Below are 20915 nucleotides of genomic sequence, written 5' to 3'. Positions count from 1 at the left end.
CCGCACTTCACGAACCTTTGACAAAGTCATGCGTTTGACGAAGGTCACCGGGAGCGGGCGATGACGATGTCCGCGACCACCTTCCAGCCGAGGCTTCGGTACAGGCGCAGGCCGTCGATCGAGGCGATCAGGATGCCGCGTTTGGCCCCCTGAGCCGCCGCGGTCTCGACCAGCGACGCCATCACCGCGCTGCCGAGGCCACGCCGCCGGTGCGCCGGATCCGTCTCGATCCGGTCCGCGACCGCGTCCTCGCCGACCACTGCCATCCGGCCGCTGGACACCACCCCGCCGTGCAGCGTGGCCCGGGTGATGATCAGGTCGGACTCGAGCTCGGTGTGGAGGGCGTAGCGCTCGTGCAGCTTCAGCGCCGGCTGCTCCGACAACTGGATCGTCATCAGCCAGTCCTGGTCCTGCTGGACCTCGAGACCGAGGTCCTCGAGCTGCTCGATCCGGGCTTCCTTGTCGTCCGTGGCCAGGGTGATCCAGCCGGCGCCGCGGCCACCGCCGGCCGCCATCGCCAGCTCGGCGGCGCGTTCGACCCGTTCGGGCTTGTCGTCGGCGTCCAGGACGACGTACTCCATGGCGCGGTTCTCCTCGCCCGCGCGGACGGTCAGGATGCCGTCGTTGTCGTCCTCGACGGTGGTCCAGCCCCTCGAAATGGCCCACCCGGCCTGCCAGCGGCGGACGAGTTCCTCACGATCTCTCACCCGTCGATTCAAGCAGCCTGATGGCGAGACGGCGAGGGGAAGTGGTGTCGCCTGACACCAACTCGCCGTACATCACCGGTTCCAGGCGGTCACCACCACCGCGCGGAGCCACCCGCGCAACTCTCGGCACCCGTGGATTCAGGTCCGCTCGGTGGCGAGCAGGTCGAAGGCGTGAACGTCGGAGTACCGGCCGTCCCGGCGCGGGCCGGCCGACCGGGCGAGGCCGACATGGGTGAAGCCGTTGACCTCGGCAACGTGGGCCGACGCGGTGTTGCCCTCGGCAGCGAACAGCACCAGCCGCCGCCGACCGAGGCCGCCGTCCTCGACCGGCTTGAACGCCTGCTCGATCACCAGCCCGACCGCGGTCGACATCACACCGCGGCCACGCGCCTCGGGGTGCAGCCAATAGCCGATCTCGCCGACCGTCCTGTCGATCCGGTTGTTCATGCCGAACACGCTGACGCAGCCGATCAGCTCGTCGGTCTCGGCATCCGCGACGGCCCACGACACACCTTCGCCGGTGGCCAGGTTCTCCTTCCGGCTCTCGATGAACCCCTCCGCATCCGGCAGCTGGTACGGCGACGGCATCCCGGCCAGCCAGTACTGCGTCCGCTCGTCGTTGCACGCCTCGACGACCCGTTTCGCATCGGTCGCCCGGAACGCGCGCAACCGGATCCCGCCGCCCTCGACCGCGGGCACGTTCCACCAGTTGCCCTGCGGCTCCAGGTCGTCGTCCCGGCCGACCGTGGCGACCCACTCGTCGTACCGCACCCCTCGCGCCCTGCCACCGCCCGGTACGACGACCAGGCCGCCGAACCCGGCCTTCCAGGCGACCCGGCGCGAACCCCAGTTGCCGACGAACGCCCGCCAGAGCACCCGGTCCCAGCCGAGGACGTCGAACGCGTACCGGACCACGAGTTTCAGCGCCCGGGTCATCACCCCGCGGCCGCGGACCTCGCGGTCCACGGCGAACCCGACCTCGCCGACCCCGCCCTCGCCGTCCCGCAGGTCGACACTGCCCGCGAAACGGCCGGCGTACTCGATCGCCCAGGTCCGATGAGTGTTCTCGCGCCACCCGTTCGGGACGATCTCGGTGACGAAGCTGACCGCGTGCTCGCGCAGGTAGGGGACCGGGACAGTCGTCCAGCGCTGCATCTCCGGGTCCTGGCACATCGCGTAGACGGCGTCGACGTCGGAGTCGGTGTGCGCACGCAGGGTCACCGCGTCGTCGGTCAGCACCGGCACGTCCTCGGGGAATCGCATGTCTCAGCGTGACAACCCAGCCCCGCCGAGGCAACGAGATTTCCCTGACAGACTCTGTCATCCACACTAGGCTGTGGGGCGTGAACGTAGCCGGAGCAGAGGCGCCGCGAGGCCGGGGAGGGCAACTCGCCGCCCAGCGACAGGCCACGATCGTTGCCGAGGTCAACAGTCGGGGCGCGGTCACGGTCGCCGAACTGGTCGAGCGGTTCGGGGTGTCGGACATGACGATCCGGCGGGACCTGGACGCCCTCGACTCCAGCGGGCTGCTGCACAAGGTGCACGGCGGCGCGACCTCGGTCGGGTTACGCAGCGCGCACGAGCCGGGGTTCGACGCCAAGCTGACGCAGGAGTCCGCGGCCAAGCAGGCGATCGCGGCCGAGGCGGCCCGGCGGGTCCAGCCGGACAGCGCGATCGGCATCGGTGCGGGCACCACGACGTACGCGCTGGCCCGGCAGTTGCTCCGGGTGGAGAACCTGACCGTGGTGACGAACTCGGCCCGGATCGCCGACGTGTTCCACAGCAACAGCCGCTCCGACCGGACCGTCGTCCTGATCGGCGGGATCCGGACACCGTCGGACGCGCTGGTCGGCCCGATCGCGACGGCCGCGCTGGGCTCGCTGCACCTGGACCTGCTCTTCCTCGGTGCGCACGGGGTCGACGCCGAGCACGGGCTGAGTACGCCGAACCTGATGGAGGCCGAGACCAACCGGTCCTTCATCGCCGCGAGCCGTGAGGTGGTCGTGGTCGCCGACCACACCAAGTGGGGCACGGTCGGCCTGAGTACGTTCGCCACCTGGGCGGACCTCGACGTCATCGTCACCGACGCCGGCCTGTCCACCGCCGCCCGCAAAGCCATGCGCGACACCGGGTGTGAGCTAGTCATCGCTTCATGAGCCGTCAGGCTCCCCTGGGTAAGCCGTACTGGGTGCTCTGGACCGCGGGCGCCATCTCGTTTCTCGGCGACGGCATCATGTTCGGGGCGTTGCCGCTGCTGGCCGCGTCGATGACGCGCGACCCGCGGATCGTCTCGCTCACCGAGGCGGTCACCGGGATCGGCTGGCTGCTGCTCGGCCTGGTGTCGGGCGTGATGGTCGACCGATGGCGGCGTACCACCACGATGTGGATCGTCGACGCGGTCCGGGCCGTGGTCGCGGGTGCGTTCGCGGCCGCCGTCCTGCTCGGTCAGGAGAGCATCCCGTTGCTGCTGATGACCGGGTTCGTGCTCGGCATGCTGGCGCCGTTCTTCGACAACGCGTCCGCGGTGGTGATCCCGGACCTCGTCGCACCGGCCGCGCTGGAGCGGGCCAACGGCTACAACCAGGCGGCCCTGGTCCTGCTGGCGAACCTGATCGGCCCACCGGCCGGCGCCGCGCTGTTCGTCCTGCACCACGGCCTGCCGATCCTGGTCGACGCGATCTCGTTCGCGGCGGCCGCCGTACTGGTCTTCCTGGTACGGCGGGCCGCGCCGGCGCGGGCGGTGTCACCGGATAGACATCTCGGCCGGGAGATGACAGAAGGACTGCTCTATCTGTGGCGGCACCGGCTGCTGCGCTCGCTGTGCCTGCTGCTTCTGGTCGCGAACGCGGTCGGCGCCGGGATCATCGCGATCCTCGTCCTCTATGTCCTGGAGGCGCTGCACCTGCCGGAGGCCTGGTTCGGCTGGCTGGTCGCGGTCTACGCGGTCGGCGGTGTCATCGGCGCGGCGCTCGCGCCCCGGCTGGCCCGGCGGCTGTCGACGTTCACGAACCTGATCGTCTCGATGCTCGTGCTCGGCCTGGCCGTGGTCGTGTTCGGTCTGGTCACCGAGTTGGCACTGATCATTCCGGGTGCCGTCCTGATGGGCTTCGGCAGCACCTGGTGGAACGTCATCTCGATCTCGCTGCGGCAGCGGATCGTCCCGGCCGAGTTGCTCGGCCGGGTGACCGCGGTCTACCGGATGGTCGCGTTCTGCGCTGCGCCGGCGGGCGCGGTCAGTGCGGGGTTCCTCGCCCATCGCACCGACCTGCGCACGCCGTACCTGGTGATGGGCCTGGTGCAGGTCGCCGCCACCGTCGCGTTCGCGCCGTTCATCAGACGCGAACTGGCTACGAGCGGAGCTTGATCACGTACTTCGGCCCGAACAGTCGCTGTGCCTGCTTAGCGCCGATGTTGCCGTCCGCGGCCGGGGTGCCGGGCTCGCAGCCGTCCTTCTGGATCTGCCACTTGGTGGCTTCGTTCTTGGTGTCGAGGTCGTAGTTGCCGGTGATCCGCAGGGTCTTGCCGCCCACCAGTTTGATGCCGTTGAGCACGAACTGCAGCCGCTTCACGCTGTCGGAGTTCGTCGTCCCGAAGCGGAGTTTGTCGACGAACACCAGACCGGACGACAACACGTCCGACTGCGTGGCCAGCCGCGCCTTCGGTGCGTTGTCGTACACCAGGGACGGCGGGAAGATGCAGATCTCGTTCGACGCCGTTCCGTCGGTCGGAGCCTTCTCCTTGGCGCCGATGCCCTTCAGGTAGTCGTACCTGCCCGCCCGGTCCCGGTGTCCCCACATCGCGGCCAGATGCAGGTGCGGGCCGGTCGCGTTGCCGGAGCTGCCCGACTCGCCGAGCTTCTGCCCTGCCTTCACCCGTTGGCCCTTGCGTACGTCGATGCCCGGCGACAGGTGCTGGTACAGCACGGACGCCCTCCGGCCGGCGTGGGTGATCCCCAGCAACACCCAGTTGGACGGCGCTCCGACGACTCCCGGTTTCGGCTTGTTCGTCACGCCGTCGTTGCAGTCCAGTACGACGCCGTCCGCGACCGCGAAGACCGGCGTACCGGTCACCACCGGATAGTCGAACGCGGCGTGCTTACCGCCCTTCGAATAGCGCCAACCGGTCCCTACTCTGAGTTTTCCGGCAGGCAAAGGCTGGGCCATCGCCCCCACCCCACTTCCCCCAATTGGTACTGCTTCCCCTTGATGGGAAGGTACGCCCGGGGCGGCGGGTGGCCCAGCGCTTTGCCCGATGAGGCAGCTCAGTCGATCCGGGAGGCTCCCGCGGACGGGGTTGCCGACAGCGACGCGGGAGCGGTGAAACCGTGTTCGGCGAAGGCCTTCTCGATCGCGGACAGTACGGCGTCCGCCGCGTCGGCCTCGGTCAGCGCGATGATGCAGCCGCCGAAACCGCCACCGGTCATCCGGGCGCCCAGCGCGCCGGCCTCGAGCGCGGTGTCGACGGCGACGTCCAGCTCGGGAACGGTGATCTCGAAGTCGTCGCGCATCGAGGCGTGCGAGGCGGTGAACAGCGGCCCGACGTCGCGCAGCCGGCCGGCCCGCATCAGTTCGACCGCCTCCTCGACCCGGCGGATCTCCGTCACCACGTGCCGGACCCGGCGCCGGACGACGTCGTCGGGCAGCCGGCCGAGTGCGTCGTCCAGGTCGTCGTACCCGATCGACCGCAGAGCCGGTACGCCGAGGACGGCCGCGGCCTCCTCGCAGCTCTTGCGACGCGCGGCGTACTCACCGTCGACGTGCCGGTGCGGAGCCTTCACGTCGACGACCAGCAGCGCGAGACCGTCGGCGGCCGGGTCGAACGGGATCTGGTCGGTGGACATCGCCCGGATGTCGAAGAACAGCGCGTGCCCGGCGGTGCAGCACATCGAGGCCATCTGATCCATCAGACCGACCGGCGCACCGACGTACTGATTCTCGGCCTTCTGCGCGAGCCGGGCGACCTCGGCCGGGTCGACCTCGATGTTCCGCAGCCCTAGGAGGGCGACCGAAGTCGCGCACAGCAAGGCGGCGGACGAGGACAGACCCGCGCCGGTCGGCAGGTCGGAGTCGACCAGCAGGTTGGCGCCTCCGATCGGGTAACCGGACTCCCGCAGGATCCAGGCCGCCCCGGCCGGGTACGCCGCCCAGTCGCCGACCGACCCTGGAGTGAGTTCGGCGACGGCGAACTCGACGACGCCGTCGTGACCGGTGGACGCGACCGCGATCCGGCCGTCGTCCCGCGCCGACGCGGTCACCACGATCTGGTTCGGCAACGCGATCGGCAGCACCAGGCCGTCGTTGTAGTCGGTGTGCTCGCCGATCAGGTTCACTCGGCCGGGCGCCCGCCAGCTGCCCTCCGGGGCGACCCCGAAAACCTCCTCGAACGTGCTCACGAACCCACCTTCCGCAGCGTCTCGGCCACGTCCTCGGGCCGGGTGTCACTGATGAACGCGTCCATCCCGGACTCCGAGCCGGCCAGGTACTTGATCTTGTCGGCGGCCCGGCGGATCGACAACACCTCCAGGTGCAGGTAGCCGAGCTCACGGTCGACCCGGACCGGCGCCTGGTGCCAGGCGGCGATGTACGGCAGCGGGTTGCCGTACAGGCCGTCGAGGCGCTGCAGGACGTCCAGGTAGAGCTCGGCGAAGTCGTCGCGCTCGCCGACCGACAGCTCGCTGATGTCGGCGACCTGGCGGTGCGGGTACAGGTGCACCTCGACCGGCCACCGGGCCGCCTCCGGGACGAACGCGGTCCAGTTGCCGTTCTGGGCGACGACCCGGGCGCCGTCCTTCTTCTCGGCGGCCAGGACGTCGGCGAACAGGTTGCTGCCGGCAACCTCCTGGTGCTCGCGGGCGCGGGCCAGCAGGGTGCGGATCCGCGGCGGCAGGAACGGGTAGGCGTAGATCTGGCCGTGCGGGTGGCTCAGCGTCACGCCGATCTCCCGGCCGCGGTTCTCGAACGGGAAGACGTACTCGACGTCGTCGCGGGCGCTCAGCTCGGCGGTCCGGTCGGCCCAGGTGTCGACCACCAGCCGGGCCTGGCCCTGGGAGAGGTCGGTGAAGGACCGGTTGTGGTCGCTGGTGAAGCAGACCACCTCGGTCCGGCCCGGGCCGGCGAAGGACGGGAACCGGTTCTCGAACACGGCCACGTTGTAGTCGTGGTCCGGGATCTCGGTCGGGTTGGCCGGCTTGCTCGCGCACAGCGGACACTGGTCGGCCGGCGGCAGGTAGGTCCGGGTGTTGCGGTGGGTCGCGTAGGAGATGACGTCACCGGTGAGCGGGTCGGTGCGCAGGTCGATCTGCGGCTGCGGGGCCGGCAGGCCGCGGGTGTCCTCGAGCGGCACCCGGACCGGCGCGTCGGCCGGGTCGTAGTAGATCAGCTCGCGACCGTCGGACAGTGTGGTGTCCGTCCGGCGCGCGCCGCGCGGTGTGTTCATCGTGTGACCCTCCCGGCCGACCGACACGGGCAGCCAGGAATCATCGTAAACCAACAAACTCGAACATGCACGGTCACGCGTCCGCCCGCTAGTCTGGTCGGATGGACGACGCCCAACCGTCGCCCTCTCCTCGAAGACCTTCGGCGAGAGGGCTCACCCAGTCCGCCCCGGCCCGGCTTCGGCAGACGGGCGGCTAGGACTCCCCGCTGATGAACGACACCCTGCTCAACATCGTCCTGATTCTTGTCTTCGTGCTGATCGGCGGGGTCTTCGCCGCGGCGGAGATGGCCCTGGTCTCGCTCCGGGAGAGCCAGCTCAAGGCGCTCTCGCACCGCGGCCGCCGCGGCGAGACGGTGGCCCGGGTGGCCGCCAACCCGAACCGCTTCCTGTCCGCCGTCCAGGTCGGTGTGACCCTGATGGGCTTCCTGTCCGCCGCGTTCGGCGGTGCCACGCTCGCGGACAGCCTGTCGCCGCACCTGCAGGAGCTCGGCCTGCCCGAGTCGGTGGCCGGCACGGCCGCGCTGGTGCTGATCACCATCCTGATCTCGTACGTCTCGATCGTGCTCGGTGAGCTCGCCGCCAAGCGGCTCGCGCTGCAGCGGGCCGAGGGGTTCGCGCTGGCGCTGGCCCCGCTGGTGGACCGGATCGCGTCGATCGCCCGGCCGGTCATCTGGCTGCTCTCGAGGTCGACCGACCTGGTGGTGCGGGCCCTCGGCGGCGACCCGCACGCGAACCGTGAGGTGATGACGGACGAGGAGCTCCGCGACCTGGTCTCGGCACACGAGTCGCTGGGCGAGGAGGAGCGCCGGATCGTCGACGACGTGTTCGAGGCCGGCAGCCGGCAGTTGCGCGAGCTGATGCTGCCGCGGACCGAGGTGGACTTCCTCGACGCGGAACTGCCGGCGTACAAGGCGGTGAAGTTCGCCGCCGAGCGTCCGCACTCCCGCTACCCGGTGATGAACGGTTCGGCCGACGACATCGTCGGCTTCGTCCACGTCCGGGACCTGTTCGACCCAGCGGTCGCGACGCGGTCGGTCCGGGTCGGCGACCTGGCCCGGGACGTGCTGATGTTGCCGGACACCGCGAAGCTGCTGCCCACGCTGACCGAGATGCGCCGGCGGTCCACCCACCTGGCCATCGTGCTGGACGAGTACGGCGGTACGGCGGGCATCGTCACGCTCGAGGACCTGGTCGAGGAACTGATCGGCGACATCAAGGACGAGTACGACGAGGAGTCGATCGAGACCACCCGGTTGCGCAGCGGCGACATCGAGGTCGACGGCCTGCTGAACCTCGACGACTTCGCCGAGGAGACCGGTGTCGAACTTCCCGACGGCCCGTACGAGACCGTCGGCGGTTTCCTCGCCGCCCGGCTCGGCCGGGTCCCGTCCACCGGCGACGAGACCCACGTCGACGGCCACAAACTCACCGTCACCGAGATGGACGGCCGCCGGGTGGCCCGGGTCCGCATTCACCGGGTCAGGCCGACGGACGACCCACCGGTTCCCGAGGAGCCGTAGCGGACACCCGCCGCCGGTGCTCGGAATCAGTGCATCGCCGCGGCGGCGGTGAACAATGCCCAGCGCCAGAGCCGGGTGAGCGGCGGCTTCGCCGGTGCGGGTTCGGGCGGTTCGGTGAGTGCGCCGTCGAGCAGCTCGGTGGTGCTCGGGCGGAGGGTGGGTTCCTTGGCCAGCATCCGCAGGACCAGGTCCTCGAGCGGACCCGCGAGCTCCGGGCACAACTCACTGGGTGGTGTCGGTTCGGTCTTGACGTGCTCGGACAGGACCTCGGTCGGGTCGTCGCCGCCGAAGGGCGGCTGTCCGGTCACCAGTTGGTAGAAGACACAGCCGAGCGCGTAGACGTCCGACGCCGCGGTCGCCGGTTGGCCCAGGGCTCGTTCCGGGGCGAGGTACAGGCTCGTCCCCAGCACCTGCCCGGGCGTCGCGGCGGTCGGCTCGGTGACGAACCGGGCGATGCCGAAGTCGGCGATCTTCACCGTCCCGTCGGCGTCGATCAGCAGGTTGGCCGGCTTGATGTCGCGGTGGACGATGTCGCGCCGATGCGCCGCGGCCAGGCCGACGGCCGCCTGCCGGACGACGTCGACGGCTCGCTCGGGCTCGAACGGACCGTGCATCGCCAGTTCGTGGGCGACACTGCGACCCTCGACCAGCTCCATCACCAGGAAGTAGATGCCGTCCTGCCGGCCGAAATCGTAGGCCGCGACGACGTGAGGGTCCTTCACCATCGCTGCGGTCCGGGCCTCCCGGCGGAACCGCGCCGCCGCGAACGGATCGGCCTGGTCGGGAAGGAGCAGCTTGACCGCCACCGGCCGGCCGAGGAGTTCGTCGCACCCCCGGTAGACCTCGCCCATCCCACCGTGACCGAGAACCTCGGTCAGTCGGTAGCGACTCGCCAGCAGCACGTCCTTCCGGTACCCAGCCGGTCCCTGCCGAATCAACAGTTGCCCAAGGCCCCCGTCGTACGGTGCTCAGCCGGTCTGTTCGCGGATCCACTCCAGGCCGGCCTCGGCGTGCGCGAGCACGGAGATGTGGCTGTCGCCCGGGTACGAGCGCAGTGCCGCCGACGGGATGTGCCCGGCCAGCCAGTGGCCGTGCGAGCAGGGGATGATCCGGTCGTCCTCTCCGTGGCAGAGCAGCGTCGGCGCACTGATCGTCGCGGGGTCGCATCCCCACGGGCCGACGTACGAACAGTCGTCGTCGATCAAGCCGTCCGGCCCGTTCGGCATCGAGATGTCGCCGGCCACCGATCCGAGCCAGCCCCACGGACCCTCGAACATGGCCAGGTCGGCCGGAGTGAACTCCGGGTCGTAGCCGGCCCCCGAGGACTCGTGCTTCACCTTCGCGTCCCGGCCGGCGGCGGCCGCCTGCAGCGAGGCGAGTCCGGACGGGATCATGCCGTCGTACCAGTCGAGTCCGTCGGCGTCGTACGGCGCGATGGCGGCGAACGTGGCCACCGCCTCGACCCGGTCGCGGAGGATCGCGGCAGCAGCGAGGGCGTACGAGCCGCCGCCCGAGTACCCCATCAGGGCGAAGCGACCGACGCCGAGCGTGTCCGCGACCGCGGTCAGGTCGGCCGCGACCGTGGCCATCGTCCGGCCGGGTGCCGCGGTCGAGCCGCCGTACCCCGGCCGGTCGAACGAGATCCACCGGATCCCCAGCCACTCACCGGCCTCGAACAGCGGCTCCGGAGGGGTGCCCAGGTTCGGCGTGCCGTGCTGCCAGAACACCGGCAGTCGGCCGTCGTCGCCGGGTGCGGTGTCGTACACGTGCAGGGTGCGGCCGTCCGGCAGCCGGAGGTCCGTCTCGGTCATGTCGCTCACCTTAGGTCGGAGATCGGTTGGCGAGCGGTACGTCGGAAGGCCGCCGGCAGTCTCGACATTTCGGGGCAGCGGATCGTGCCCGGAGGTGAAATGTCGAGTTGTCCCCGACGGCCCCGACCTCAGCTGCGAAGATCCACTCACACTCCGAGAGGAACCCCGTCATGAAGTACCTGCTGCTGATCCACAGCAACCCGATCACCTGGGGCCACCCGTCGTTCCTGCACACCGAAGAGGGCCGGACGCTGCCGGCCAAGGCGCGGGAGGCGCTGGCCGCCCAGCTCGAGAAGCTGCTCGCCGAGCTGTCCGAGTCGGGCGAACTGGTGGTCGCCGAGCCGCTCGAGGCGCCGTCGCGGACCAAGGTGGTCCGGGTCCGCAAGGGCGTCCGCGCCACCACCGACGGCCCCTACTCCGAGGCCAAGGAACAGCTGGCCGGCGTGTTCATCGTCGACGTCGCCACCCCGGAACGCGCCGAGGAAATCGCCGCCCGCATCCCCGAAGCCGAATACGGCAGCGGCATCGAACTCCGCCCGATCGCCACCGTCGGGTAACCGCGCGACCGGGAACCGGGGCCTTACACAAGTAGCGGGGGCCTGGGACAGGAATGACCTGTGCCAGGCCCCCGGTAGTTGGTCAAGAGCCCGCTGTGTGGAGGGTCAGCCGAAGGTGGTCATGGGCACGCTGCGGGGCGGGGGCAGCTGAAGGTGGTCGTGGGCACGCTGCGGGCCGGGGTCAGCTGACGAGGCGGGTGTGGTTATCGCGGGTGGCGAGGGCGGGGTCGAGGGTGCCCAGGGCCAGCCAGGTGGCGCCGCCGACACCGTCGCGGGCGGTCAGCACCTCACCGGAGAAGTGCTCGTGGATGGATTCCCGGAGCAGCCGGCCGACCGGTGAGGATTCGCCCGCGACACTCCCGGCAAGGACCATCGGGCCGTTGTCCGACGTTGTCGTGAGCCGTCCGACCGTCTCTGTGAGCAACTCGGCTGCGCGTTTCACCAAGGCGTGTGCGGTCTCGTCGTTCTGCTCGAACGCCCACACCACGGTCTTGGCCAGTTCGGCCAGCATCACCGGTGGACGGCTGTTCACCATGCGAATCAGGTCGTCACGCAGGACGTCGTACCCCTCACGATGAGCGATCGCGCGGTCGTCGCGGTCCGGCAGGACCGCCTGTACGACGGCCTCGCCGAGCACACCGATCGGTTCCCTCAGATCCAGTTTGCGCAACACACTGCGCACTGCCTCCCGGCCGAGCCAGAAGCCGGAGCCGTCGTCGCCGAGCAGCCAGCCGTGCCCGTCGGCCGTCCGGACCAGCTGGTGGTTGCGGACCAGGCCGGCCGCGCTGCCGGTGCCCGCGATCAGCACCACACCGTCCGGTTCCGGCGTACCGGAGGCGAAAGCGACCTCCAGATCGCCGATGAACCGCGGCTCGCCGGTCAGTCCGGCGCCTTGCCAGGCGGCGTCGAACTGGGCGCGGACCTCGGCCCGCGCCAGGGCCGACCCACCGGCCGCGCCGATCACTGCCGCCTTGACCGCGGCCGGGTCCAGACCGGCCAGCGCCGCGTGAAGTGCCTGGCCGAAGTTGGCCGCAGCACTTGCGGGGTGGCTGGTCGGATTTCCGCCCGCGGCCGCCCCTCGACCGACTACGTTGCCCTCATGGTCCGCGACCACGATCCGGGTGGAGGTCCCGCCGAGGTCGCCGCCCAGGACCAGTGCCGGTGCTGGCATCAAGACCACTGTGTCCGCAGGTTCCGGCAGCGGGCGTTCGACCGACATAGGCAATGCTCCAAACTGCTCGAAAAGGATCTCTAGTGGACGACAACAATCAAGGTCACGCAACGGTCCCGATCTGGGGAGAAGAGTGAGATGAGCCTTGACTTTAGCTGTCAGTTGAGAAAAGTTCTGTCCAGCAAACCGCAGACTTGCGCAGTTGTCGGCACCAGGTGTGTCGCGGCGAACACATTTTCGAGGGGTGGGGCCGCAGATGGCCAGCAGTAACGAGGGCGGACCGGCGGAGACCGGCGGGGTGAGTGCGCAGGCTTATGTTCGTGCGCTCATGCCGATCATGACCGCCGTCACCGAGCAGATCGACGGCCCGATCCAGCAGGCCGCCGACCTGGTGACCGAGGCACTGCGGGCGGACGGCGTCATCCAGGCCTTCGGATCCGGCCACTCCGAGGCGCTCGCGATGGAGATCGCCGGCCGGGCCGGCGGGCTGATCGCGACCAACCGGATCGCGCTGCGCGACCTGGTGCTGCTCGGCGGCGAGCCGATCGAACTGCTTCGCGGCGGCGAACTGGAACGCGATCCGTCGATCGCGCGCCGGCTCTACGACCTGGCCGAGCCGCACCCGTCCGACCTGTTCGTGATCGCCTCCAACTCCGGGGTGAACGGCTCGATCGTCGAGTTCGCCACCGTGGTGAAGGAGAAGGGCCACCCGCTGATCGCGATCACCTCGCTGCAGCACACCGGCGGGATGGACTCGCGCCACCCGTCCGGCAAGAAACTCATCGACTTCGCGGACGTGGTGCTGGACAACCACGCTCCGTTCGGCGACTCCGTCCTCGACCTGCCCGGCGGCGGCAAGGTGTGCGCGGTGTCGTCCATCACCGCCGCGCTGATCGCGCAGATGCTGGTCGCCGAGGTCCTCCGCCGGCTCACCGAGGCAGGTGAGACCGCTCCGGTCTACCTGTCGGCGAACATCCCGGGCGGCGACGACCACAACCACGCCCTTGAAGCACAGTACGCCGGCCGGATCCGGCGTACTGCATGAAACACCTCTCGGAAGGCGGGACCCATGACCACTCCTGACAACCTGTCGCGGCGGCTGTTCCTGCAGCGCGCGGCGGTCGGCACCCTGCTGGCCACCGGCGGCAGCACGCTGCTCTCGGCGTGCGCCAGCGGCGGCAGCGACGACGGCAACACCGGCGGTGGCGGCGCCGAGCAGACGGCGGAGAACCCGTTCGGCGTCAAGGCGTCGGACCCGCTGGACGTGGTGATCTTCAAGGGCGGGTACGGCGACGACTACGCCAAGGCGCACGAGGCGCTCTACAAGAAGAAGTTCCCCGAAGCCGAGATCAAGCACGCCGGCATCACCGACATCACGCCGCAGTTGCAGCCGCGGTTCAACGGCGGCAACCCGCCGGACGTGATCGACAACTCCGGCGCCTCGCTGCTGCCGATGTCGACGCTGGCCAGCTCGGGCCAGCTGGCCGACCTGACCGCGCTGTTCGACGCGCCGTCGATCGACGACCCGAACAAGAAGGTCCGCGACACGGTCGAGCCGATCACGCTCGAGGCGGCCATGCTCGAGGGCAAGCCGCTGGTGCTGGACTACGTCCTCACCGTTTACGCCCTGTGGTACAACAAGCCGCTGTTCGACAAGAACGGCTGGCAGCCGGCCAAGACCTGGTCGGAGTTCCTCACCCTGTGCGAGGAGATCAAGAAGACCGGCATCGCGCCGCTGGCCCACCAGGGCAAGCACCCGTACTACATCGGCCAGGTGCTGATGGACATGGCGGTCAAGCACGGCGGCCACGACGTCATCAAGGCGATCGACAGCCTCGAGCCCAACGCCTGGAAGCACGAGTCGATCAAGCTGGCCGCCGAGGCGCTGCTGGAGCTCAAGGGCAAGGGCTACATGATGCAGGGCACCGAGGGTCTGGACCACATCCAGTCCCAGACCGCCTGGAACCAGGGCAAGGCGGCGTTCATCCCGTCGGGTTCGTGGCTGGAGAACGAGCAGAAGCCGGTGGCCCCGAAGGACTTCCAGACCACCGCGACGTTCACGCCGCTGCTGGACGGCTCGAAGCTCCCGGTCGACTGCACCGAGATCAGCGCCGGTGAGAACTTCATCGTGCCGGAGAAGGCGAAGAACAAGGCCGGCGGCCTGGAGTACCTGCGGATCATGCTGTCGAAGGAGGCGGCCGGCAAGTTCACCGAGCTGACCGGTTCCCCGACCGTGGTGAAGGGTGCCGCCGAGGGCCTCAAGCTGAGCCCGGGTGCGTCCTCGGCCAACGCGCTGCTGAAGTCCGGCGGCGAGAACAACTGGACGACGTACTTCGCCACCTGGTACTCGACCATGGACAAGCCGATCCGCAGCGTCTGGGGCGAGCTGGCCGCGGCCCGGATCACCGCCGACGAGTTCTGCAACCGCGCGCAGAAGATCGCCGACGACACGGCCAAGGACCCCAAGACCAAGAAGCAGACCCGCAGCTGACGGTTGTCTGCTGCAATAGAGCTGTGAGACCCGCAGGCCCGCAGGTCGAGTCTGCTGCCATCTGAGCTGTGAGGGAGGCGGAAGCAGATCAGCCGCTCGGCTGATCCTTTCGCCTCCTGCTCTGTAAGGAGAGAGATGCGGCACGGCAGTTACCGGTTCGTCGCGAGCTTCCTCGCGATTCCGCTGGCGTTGTATGCGATCTTCGTGATCTCCCCGTTCGTCCAGGCGTTCTACTACTCGCTGACCGACTGGACCGGGATCTCACCGGACTTCAAGTTCGTGGGTCTGGACAACTTCAAGACCCTCGCCAACGACACAGTGTTTCGCCAGGCCGTCGGGCACAACCTGATCCTGCTGATCGGCGTGCCGCTGTTCGTGATCCTGCTCGCGCTGGTATTCGCCTACCTGCTCAACGTGGGTGGCCGGGCGAACGCCGCCGGGGTGCAGGGCGTCCGGGGCAACGGCTTCTACAAACTGGCGTTCTTCCTGCCCCAGGTGCTGTCCATCCCGGTCATCGCGGTCATCTGGGCGACGGTGATGACCTCGACCGACACCGGTCTGCTCAACTCGTTCACGAAGGCGATCGGGCTGGGCACCTCGGAGTACCTGGCCGATCCCGACATCGCGCTGTACTGCGTGATGTGGGTGATGATCTGGGGCAGCGTCGGGTTCTACCTGGTGCTGTTCAACGCGGCCATGTCCGGCATCCCGAAGGACATCTTCGAGGCCGCCATCATCGACGGGGCCGGCCGGCTGGCGACGTTCTTCCGGATCACCCTGCCGCTGCTCTGGGACACCATCCAGACCTCCTGGGTCTACCTGGCCATCCTCGCGCTGGACGCGTACGCGCTGGTCGCGGTGATGACCGCCGGACCGGGCGGTCCGGACAACTCCACCACGGTGATGGGGCTGCAGATCGCCGACTACGGCTTCCAGTACGGCCGGGCCGGTTACGCCTCGGCGATGGGCGTCGTGCTGTTCTTCATGACCCTGATCATCGCCGCTGTCATGCTGCGGGCCACCCGCCGCGAGCGGATCGAATACTGAGGGGCCGGAAATGACCGTACCTGTGCAGATCGACGTCGAGGACACCAGTACGCACCCGGCGCCGGTGGTCCGCCCGGCCGGCGGCAAGGACCGGGCCTTCACCCCGGTGAACGTGTTCTCCCACACGGTGCTGATCGCCTGGAGCGTTCTGGTCGTCGTGCCGTTCGTGTGGGCGCTGATCGCGTCGGTGAAGAGCACCGGCGAGATCTTCGGGGACAACCCGTGGGCGCTGCCGAAGGACGTACTGTGGTCGAACTTCTCCAAGGCCTGGGACAAGGGCGTCGGCGAGTACCTGTTCAACAGCCTGGTCGTGGTGGCCGGCGGTGTGTTCGGCACCATGCTGTTCGGATCGATGGTCGCCTACGTGCTGGCCCGCTACGAGTTCCCCGGTAACCGGTTCGTCTACTACCTGTTCGCGGCCGGGATGATGTTCCCGACCTTCCTGGCGATCGTGCCGCTGTTCTTCGTGGTCAAGGGCTTCGGGATGGTGTCGACGTACCAGGGCCTGATCCTCGTCTACATCGCGTACTCGCTGCCGTTCACGGTGTTCTTCATGCACGCGTTCTTCCGGACGCTGCCGACGTCCATCGCCGAGGCCGCCCTGGTCGACGGCGCGTCGCACGCCGGCACCTTCTTCCGGGTGATGCTGCCGATGGCCAAGCCGGGCCTGCTCAGCGTCGGCATCTTCAACGTGCTGGGCCAGTTCAACCAGTTCGTCCTCCCGTCGTTCCTGTCGCCGGAGCGGCCGGTGCTCTCCCAGGGCATCGCCACGCTCCTCGGCAGCCAGCGCTACGAGAACGACTGGGGCACCCTGTTCGCGGCATTGACCATCGCGATGGTCCCGGTCATCGCCGTCTACCTGATCTTCTACCGCCAGGTCCAGGCCGGCCTCACCGGCGCCACCCTCAAGTAACCCGCCGGGACCGTTAACCTGCGGGGGTGCTGAAACGTCGGGTTGTCCTTCAGGGTGCGCTGGCCGGTGCCCTGCTGAGTGGGTGTTCTTCGGGTACGCCGACGCGCCGGCCGACCGTGGACCCGAACAACCCGTTCTCCGCGGCCGCGGACGCGCCGGTGGAGGCGCTGGTCGGCGAGGAGTACGGCGGGTTCGCGGCGGCGGCGTACCGGAAGAAGCACGCGCGTGCGAACGTGACCGCGACGGTGTCCGCCAAGCTGCGGGACCTGGCGTTGCCGCGATTCGCGGCCGGGAACCCGCCGGACGTGATGCTGAACTCCGGGGACGGAGCACTCGAACTCGGCCGGCTGGTCGGCCAGGGGCAGCTCTCGGAGCTGCAGCCGCTGCTGAAGGTGCCGTCCTGGGACAACGCCGACGTGCCGGTGCGGGACGTCGTACTGCCAGGGATGCTCGACGCCGGGCGGTACGACGGTGCGCAACGGACCGTCAACTACGTCGCCACCGTGTACGGGCTGTGGTACTCGGCCGGCCTGTTCCAGCGGTTCGGCTGGGACGCGCCGCGCACCTGGCCGGAACTGCTTGCCCTCGGCACCGAGATGAAGGCGGCCGGCCTCGGGCCGTTCGCCTACGCCGGCGCGCACCCGTACTACCTCCTGGAGTTCGTGCTCACGCTGGCCGCGAAGACCGGCGGCCACGACGTGGTGAAGCGGATCGACAACCTCGAGGACGGCGCCTGGAAGGACGAGAGCGTCACCCGCGCGATCTCCGCGGTCGGCGAGCTCACCAAGCGCGGCCTGATCGCCCCCGGGTCCGCCGACTTCGACCACATCGCCGCGCAGAAGCGTTTCCTCGCCTCGAAGGCCGGCCTGCTGCCGTGCGGCAACTGGCTCGAGAACGAGATGAAACCGCTGATCCCGCCGGACTTCGCGCTGACGATGATCGGCGTACCACCGCTCGACGGCTCGCCGGCCCTGGCCCGTGGCCTGCACGTCCAGCCCACCGCGCCGTGCCTGGTCCCGGCGAAGGCGAAGAACGAGGCGGGCGGGTTCGAGTACCTGCGGGCGATGCTGTCCAAGGACGTCGCCGCCCAGGTCACCGCGGAGTCCAACCAGCTCACCATCGTCCGCGGCGCGGCCGACGGACTGGAGATCGGTACGGCGCTGCGCTCGGCCCGCGACCTGCTGACGGCCGCCGGCGACCAGGTCATCACCTGGTACTTCGCCGACTGGTACCCCGACTTCGCCACCCTCGCCGCAGAGGCCACCGGCCAGTTCGCGACCGGCGGGCTCCAACTGTCCGAGTGGACCACTCGGATCCAGACGGCCGCCGACAAGCTCAAACAGGACAAGGCCGTCACCAAGTATCACCGCGACTGACGGTCAGTCAGGAGACCTTCCCGGCTGTCCGCCGGCGGTGGCTTGCCGGGCAAAAGATCTCGCCGTCGGGGACGAGCCGTCGTAACCTCGGAAGAGGGTGGTGAGGTCGATGGAGTGGGTAGCTGTGCTGCTCCTGTTCGTGTTCTTGTGCGTGCTGCTGAACCTGCTGTTGCCGCAGCCGCCGATGTCGCGCTGGCGCCGGCGCCTGCAGCCTTCGGTGGCACGTCTCACCCGCCGGTTGCGCCGCCGCGCCGTCCCGGAGCCCGACCCGTTCGACACGTTGCGCCTGCAGACCAGGCTCGGTCATCTCGCCGGGAAGATCCGCGTGATCGAGTCCGAGCCGCACGTGTACGCGCGAGCACACCGGCTGATGGCGCTCGAGGCGGCGTACGACGACCTGCTCGACGAAGCCTGCCGTCTGGCCGGGGTCCCCGCCGGAGCCGACCTCGAGCGCGGCGAGGAGAAGCGCTGGCTCGAGGAGCAGGAACTCGCCTCCCGCGGCTGGTCCTGGTAGCCGGCCCTAGGGCCAGACCACCTCGTCCAGGAAGTCCTCCACCGCTGTCACCACCTGCCCGAGTACGGCGGCCGACGCCGCCAGCCGGCCCGGGACGTACATGCCGTGGTCGGCGTCCGGCACTTCCAGCAGGTACGGCGTGAGTTCGCGAGCGAGCGCGGGGTCCCACAGCGGGTCCGCCGTACCGCCGACCAGCAGGAACGGGGCGGTCGACCGGCGGAGGTTGCCGATCACCCAGTCGCTGGTCAGGTTCGGTGTCAGCCAGACCGCCGGGAGTCCGCGGTCCGCGGCGAGGGCTGAGGCATAACTGCCGAGTGACTTGCCGATCAGCACGACGTCGCCGGAAACGCTCGCGAGGACCTTCGCGACCTGCGAGACGACCCACGGGCCGCGCTCCGGCTCGGTCAGCGTCAGCGGGCGGTCCGGCTCGTCCCACCACACGCGGTGCACGTCGGCTCCCCGCCGTTCGGCTGCGTCACCGGCGTACATCGGCAATGGAGCCGCCGGCCCGAACTGCCCACCCGGCACGACGACAACCGCCCTCCCACCCACCGAACGCTCCGAACCGCCTTCCTCCTCACCGGATGAGCGGAGCGAGGCGCCTTCTTCCTCCCCGGCCGAGCGGAGCGAGGCGGCTTCTTCACTCGTGGAGTGGAGTGAGGCGCCTTCTTCCTCCCCGGCCGAGCGGAGCGAGGCGGGTGTGGGGGAAGTCATAGGGCGCAGTCTATGGGGGAAGCAACCCGCCCCGGTGTGGGTCGGAGCCGGGGCGCTGGCAGAATCGGGGGCATGTCTGTTGCTGCGCCTGACCCCTCCGCAGCCGGTTCCCCGCGTCGCCCTCGGGTGCTGTCCGGGATCCAGCCGACGGCGGACTCCTTCCACTTCGGCAACTACCTCGGTGCGTTGCGTCAGTGGGTGGCCCTGCAGGACGATCACGACGCGTTCTACTGCGTGGTCGACCTGCACGCGATCACGGTGGAGTACGACCCGAAGGTGCTGCGGGAGCGGACGCGCCGTTCGGTGGCGCAGCTGCTCGCGGCCGGGATCGACCCGGAGCGGTCCACGCTGTTCGTCCAGTCGCACGTACCCGAGCACGCCCAGCTGAGCTGGGTGCTCGGCTGCCTGACCGGGTTCGGCGAGGCCAGCCGGATGACGCAGTTCAAGGACAAGTCGGCCAAGGGCGGCGCCGACCGCGCCACCGTCGGCCTGTTCACGTACCCGATCCTGCAGGCCGCGGACATCCTGATCTACCAGGCCGACCGGGTCCCGGTGGGTGAGGACCAGCGGCAGCACCTGGAGCTGACCCGCGACCTGGCCCAGCGGTTCAACCACCGGTTCGGCAAGACCTTCCGGCTCCCCGAGGCGTACATCGTCAAGGAGACCGCGAAGATCGCCGACCTGCAGGACCCGACCGCCAAGATGAGCAAGTCGAGCTCCTCGCCGGCCGGCATCATCGACCTGCTCGACGACCCCAGGGCGAGTGCGAAGAAGATCCGGTCCGCGGTCACCGACTCCGGCCGCGACGTCGTCTTCGACCCGGAGAACAAGGCCGGTGTGGCCAACCTGCTGACCATCTACTCGGCCCTGACCGGCCGCAAGATCAGCGAGCTCGAGGACGAGTACGCCGGCCGCGGGTACGGCGACTTCAAGAAGGACCTGGCCGAGGTCGTGGTCGAGTTCGTCACCCCGTTCCGGGAGAAGACGCTGGGCTACCTGGAGGACAAGGCGGGGCTGGACGCGCTCCTGGCCGCCGGGGCGGAGCGCGCCCGGGCGGTGACCGAGCCGACGCTGCAGCGGGTCTACGACCGGCTGGGATTCGTGCCGGGACCGGCCCTCGGATCGGGCCGGTAGGGCCCGGGATGACGACGATCGGTGTCGCGATCCCGATCCCGGAACCCTACGGCCCGGAGCTGCAGAAGTACCGGGCCGAGTTCGGTGATCCGATGGCCTCGTCGATCCCCACCCACGTCACCCTGCTGCCGCCGACCGAGATCGACGACGCCGATCTGGGGCTGATCGACGACCACCTGCTCGAGGTGGCCGCGCGGTTCCCCAGTTTCCGGATCCGGCTGCGCGGCACCGCGACCTTCCGGCCTATCTCGCCGGTGGTGTTCGTCCCGCTGGCCGAGGGCATCTCGTCGTGCGAGGTGCTGCAGTCGCAGGTCCGGTCCGGCCCGCTGCAGGTGGAACTGCGGTTTCCGTACCACCCGCACGTGACGGTGGCGCACGACCTGGAGAAGGAGGCGCTGGACCGCGCGTACGACGCCCTGTCCGAGTACGACTGCGCCTTCGAGGTCGACGCCTTCAGCCGTTACGAACACGGCGCCGACGGCGTGTGGCGCCCCCAGCGGTCCTTCCCCCTGGCAGGCTGAGTCT

21 protein-coding genes are annotated in these 20915 nt (G+C 69.5%); 12 read left to right on the top strand and 9 right to left on the bottom strand.

The features are described 5' to 3' along the window. Positions 1-44: 44 nt before the first annotated feature. Complete coding sequence (locus tag ACYVOK_RS34880; RefSeq protein WP_460666882.1) at positions 45-707, bottom strand: GNAT family N-acetyltransferase; 663 nt, start codon at positions 705-707, stop codon at positions 45-47. A gap of 138 nt (positions 708-845) precedes the next feature. Beyond that, complete coding sequence (locus ACYVOK_RS34875) at positions 846-1970, bottom strand: GNAT family N-acetyltransferase (RefSeq protein WP_460666881.1); 1125 nt, start codon at positions 1968-1970, stop codon at positions 846-848. Positions 1971-2050: 80 nt separating this feature from the next. On the opposite strand from ACYVOK_RS34875, the gene ACYVOK_RS34870 reads away from it, so the two are divergent. Next, the gene (locus tag ACYVOK_RS34870) at positions 2051-2863 is read left to right on the top strand and encodes a DeoR/GlpR family DNA-binding transcription regulator (RefSeq protein ID WP_460666880.1); all 813 of its coding nucleotides are present in this window, start codon (positions 2051-2053) and stop codon (positions 2861-2863) included. Next, positions 2860-4071: an MFS transporter gene (locus tag ACYVOK_RS34865; protein WP_460666879.1), complete on the top strand. Its 1212-nt coding sequence runs from the start codon at positions 2860-2862 to the stop codon at positions 4069-4071. Before ACYVOK_RS34870 ends, ACYVOK_RS34865 begins: the two co-directional genes overlap by 4 nt. On the opposite strand, the gene ACYVOK_RS34860 is transcribed toward ACYVOK_RS34865, so the two are convergent. The 3 genes from ACYVOK_RS34860 to galT form a co-directional block, all read right to left on the bottom strand. Next, positions 4055-4870 carry a M23 family metallopeptidase gene (locus ACYVOK_RS34860; protein ID WP_460666878.1) on the bottom strand — a complete coding sequence of 272 codons (816 nt, stop codon included), beginning with the start codon at positions 4868-4870 and terminating at the stop codon, positions 4055-4057. The two genes, ACYVOK_RS34865 and ACYVOK_RS34860, sit on opposite strands and share 17 nt — an antisense overlap. 98 nt (positions 4871-4968) lie before the next feature. Next, positions 4969-6099, bottom strand: coding sequence for a galactokinase (gene galK / locus ACYVOK_RS34855; protein WP_460666877.1), 1131 nt, complete (start codon positions 6097-6099; stop codon positions 4969-4971). Further along, positions 6096-7142 (bottom strand): galactose-1-phosphate uridylyltransferase, encoded by a 1047-nt coding sequence (gene galT, locus ACYVOK_RS34850; RefSeq protein WP_460666876.1) that lies wholly within the window; start codon positions 7140-7142, stop codon positions 6096-6098. Before galT ends, galK begins: the two co-directional genes overlap by 4 nt. A 209-nt stretch (positions 7143-7351) precedes the next feature. Here galT and ACYVOK_RS34845 point away from each other — a divergent pair, with 209 nt between their 5' ends. After that, positions 7352-8662: a hemolysin family protein gene (locus ACYVOK_RS34845; RefSeq protein WP_460666875.1), complete on the top strand. Its 1311-nt coding sequence runs from the start codon at positions 7352-7354 to the stop codon at positions 8660-8662. Positions 8663-8688: 26 nt separating this feature from the next. Here the strand turns inward: ACYVOK_RS34845 and ACYVOK_RS34840 are convergent, their stop codons facing one another. Continuing rightward, the gene (locus tag ACYVOK_RS34840) at positions 8689-9564 is read right to left on the bottom strand and encodes a serine/threonine-protein kinase (RefSeq protein ID WP_460666874.1); all 876 of its coding nucleotides are present in this window, start codon (positions 9562-9564) and stop codon (positions 8689-8691) included. Between the two features lie 66 nt (positions 9565-9630). Beyond that, positions 9631-10473: an alpha/beta fold hydrolase gene (locus ACYVOK_RS34835; protein WP_460666873.1), complete on the bottom strand. Its 843-nt coding sequence runs from the start codon at positions 10471-10473 to the stop codon at positions 9631-9633. Positions 10474-10643: 170 nt separating this feature from the next. Between ACYVOK_RS34835 and ACYVOK_RS34830 the strand changes: the two genes are divergently transcribed. Then, positions 10644-11030 (top strand): YciI family protein, encoded by a 387-nt coding sequence (locus ACYVOK_RS34830; RefSeq protein ID WP_460666872.1) that lies wholly within the window; start codon positions 10644-10646, stop codon positions 11028-11030. A 181-nt stretch (positions 11031-11211) separates the two neighbouring features. Here ACYVOK_RS34830 and ACYVOK_RS34825 read toward each other — a convergent pair whose 3' ends face one another. Next, positions 11212-12201 (bottom strand): N-acetylglucosamine kinase, encoded by a 990-nt coding sequence (locus ACYVOK_RS34825; RefSeq protein WP_460666871.1) that lies wholly within the window; start codon positions 12199-12201, stop codon positions 11212-11214. A 256-nt stretch (positions 12202-12457) separates the two neighbouring features. On the opposite strand from ACYVOK_RS34825, the gene ACYVOK_RS34820 reads away from it, so the two are divergent. The 6 genes from ACYVOK_RS34820 to ACYVOK_RS34795 all read left to right on the top strand — a co-directional run bounded on the left by ACYVOK_RS34820 (position 12458) and on the right by ACYVOK_RS34795 (position 18542). Further along, positions 12458-13246 (top strand): sugar isomerase domain-containing protein, encoded by a 789-nt coding sequence (locus ACYVOK_RS34820; protein WP_460666870.1) that lies wholly within the window; start codon positions 12458-12460, stop codon positions 13244-13246. A 24-nt stretch (positions 13247-13270) separates the two neighbouring features. After that, positions 13271-14692: an N-acetylglucosamine/diacetylchitobiose ABC transporter substrate-binding protein gene (gene ngcE, locus ACYVOK_RS34815; RefSeq protein WP_460666869.1), complete on the top strand. Its 1422-nt coding sequence runs from the start codon at positions 13271-13273 to the stop codon at positions 14690-14692. Between the two features lie 135 nt (positions 14693-14827). Continuing rightward, on the top strand, positions 14828-15739 hold the full coding sequence (locus tag ACYVOK_RS34810) for a carbohydrate ABC transporter permease (RefSeq protein WP_460666868.1): 912 nt from the start codon (positions 14828-14830) through the stop codon (positions 15737-15739). Between the two features lie 10 nt (positions 15740-15749). Beyond that, positions 15750-16652: a carbohydrate ABC transporter permease gene (locus ACYVOK_RS34805; protein ID WP_460666867.1), complete on the top strand. Its 903-nt coding sequence runs from the start codon at positions 15750-15752 to the stop codon at positions 16650-16652. 26 nt (positions 16653-16678) lie between these two features. Further along, positions 16679-18028 carry an N-acetylglucosamine/diacetylchitobiose ABC transporter substrate-binding protein gene (gene ngcE, locus ACYVOK_RS34800; RefSeq protein WP_460666866.1) on the top strand — a complete coding sequence of 450 codons (1350 nt, stop codon included), beginning with the start codon at positions 16679-16681 and terminating at the stop codon, positions 18026-18028. Positions 18029-18137: 109 nt separating this feature from the next. Beyond that, a complete protein-coding gene (locus ACYVOK_RS34795; RefSeq protein WP_460666865.1) occupies positions 18138-18542 on the top strand; it encodes a hypothetical protein in 405 nt (134 codons plus the stop codon). Positions 18543-18548: 6 nt separating this feature from the next. Here the strand turns inward: ACYVOK_RS34795 and ACYVOK_RS34790 are convergent, their stop codons facing one another. Then, a complete protein-coding gene (locus tag ACYVOK_RS34790; RefSeq protein ID WP_460666864.1) occupies positions 18549-19256 on the bottom strand; it encodes an alpha/beta hydrolase in 708 nt (235 codons plus the stop codon). 72 nt (positions 19257-19328) lie between these two features. Here ACYVOK_RS34790 and trpS point away from each other — a divergent pair, with 72 nt between their 5' ends. Both trpS and ACYVOK_RS34780 read left to right on the top strand, forming a co-directional pair. Next, entirely contained in the window at positions 19329-20390 is a 1062-nt protein-coding gene (gene trpS / locus ACYVOK_RS34785; protein WP_460666863.1) for a tryptophan--tRNA ligase, read from the top strand. 8 nt (positions 20391-20398) lie between these two features. Then, positions 20399-20911 (top strand): 2'-5' RNA ligase family protein, encoded by a 513-nt coding sequence (locus tag ACYVOK_RS34780; RefSeq protein WP_460666862.1) that lies wholly within the window; start codon positions 20399-20401, stop codon positions 20909-20911. The last annotated feature ends 4 nt before the right edge of the window (positions 20912-20915 follow it).

Source organism: Kribbella swartbergensis (assembly GCF_054784135.1).
Note: the sequence above shows the minus strand (reverse complement) of the source record. Positions and strands in the feature narration are given on the sequence as shown.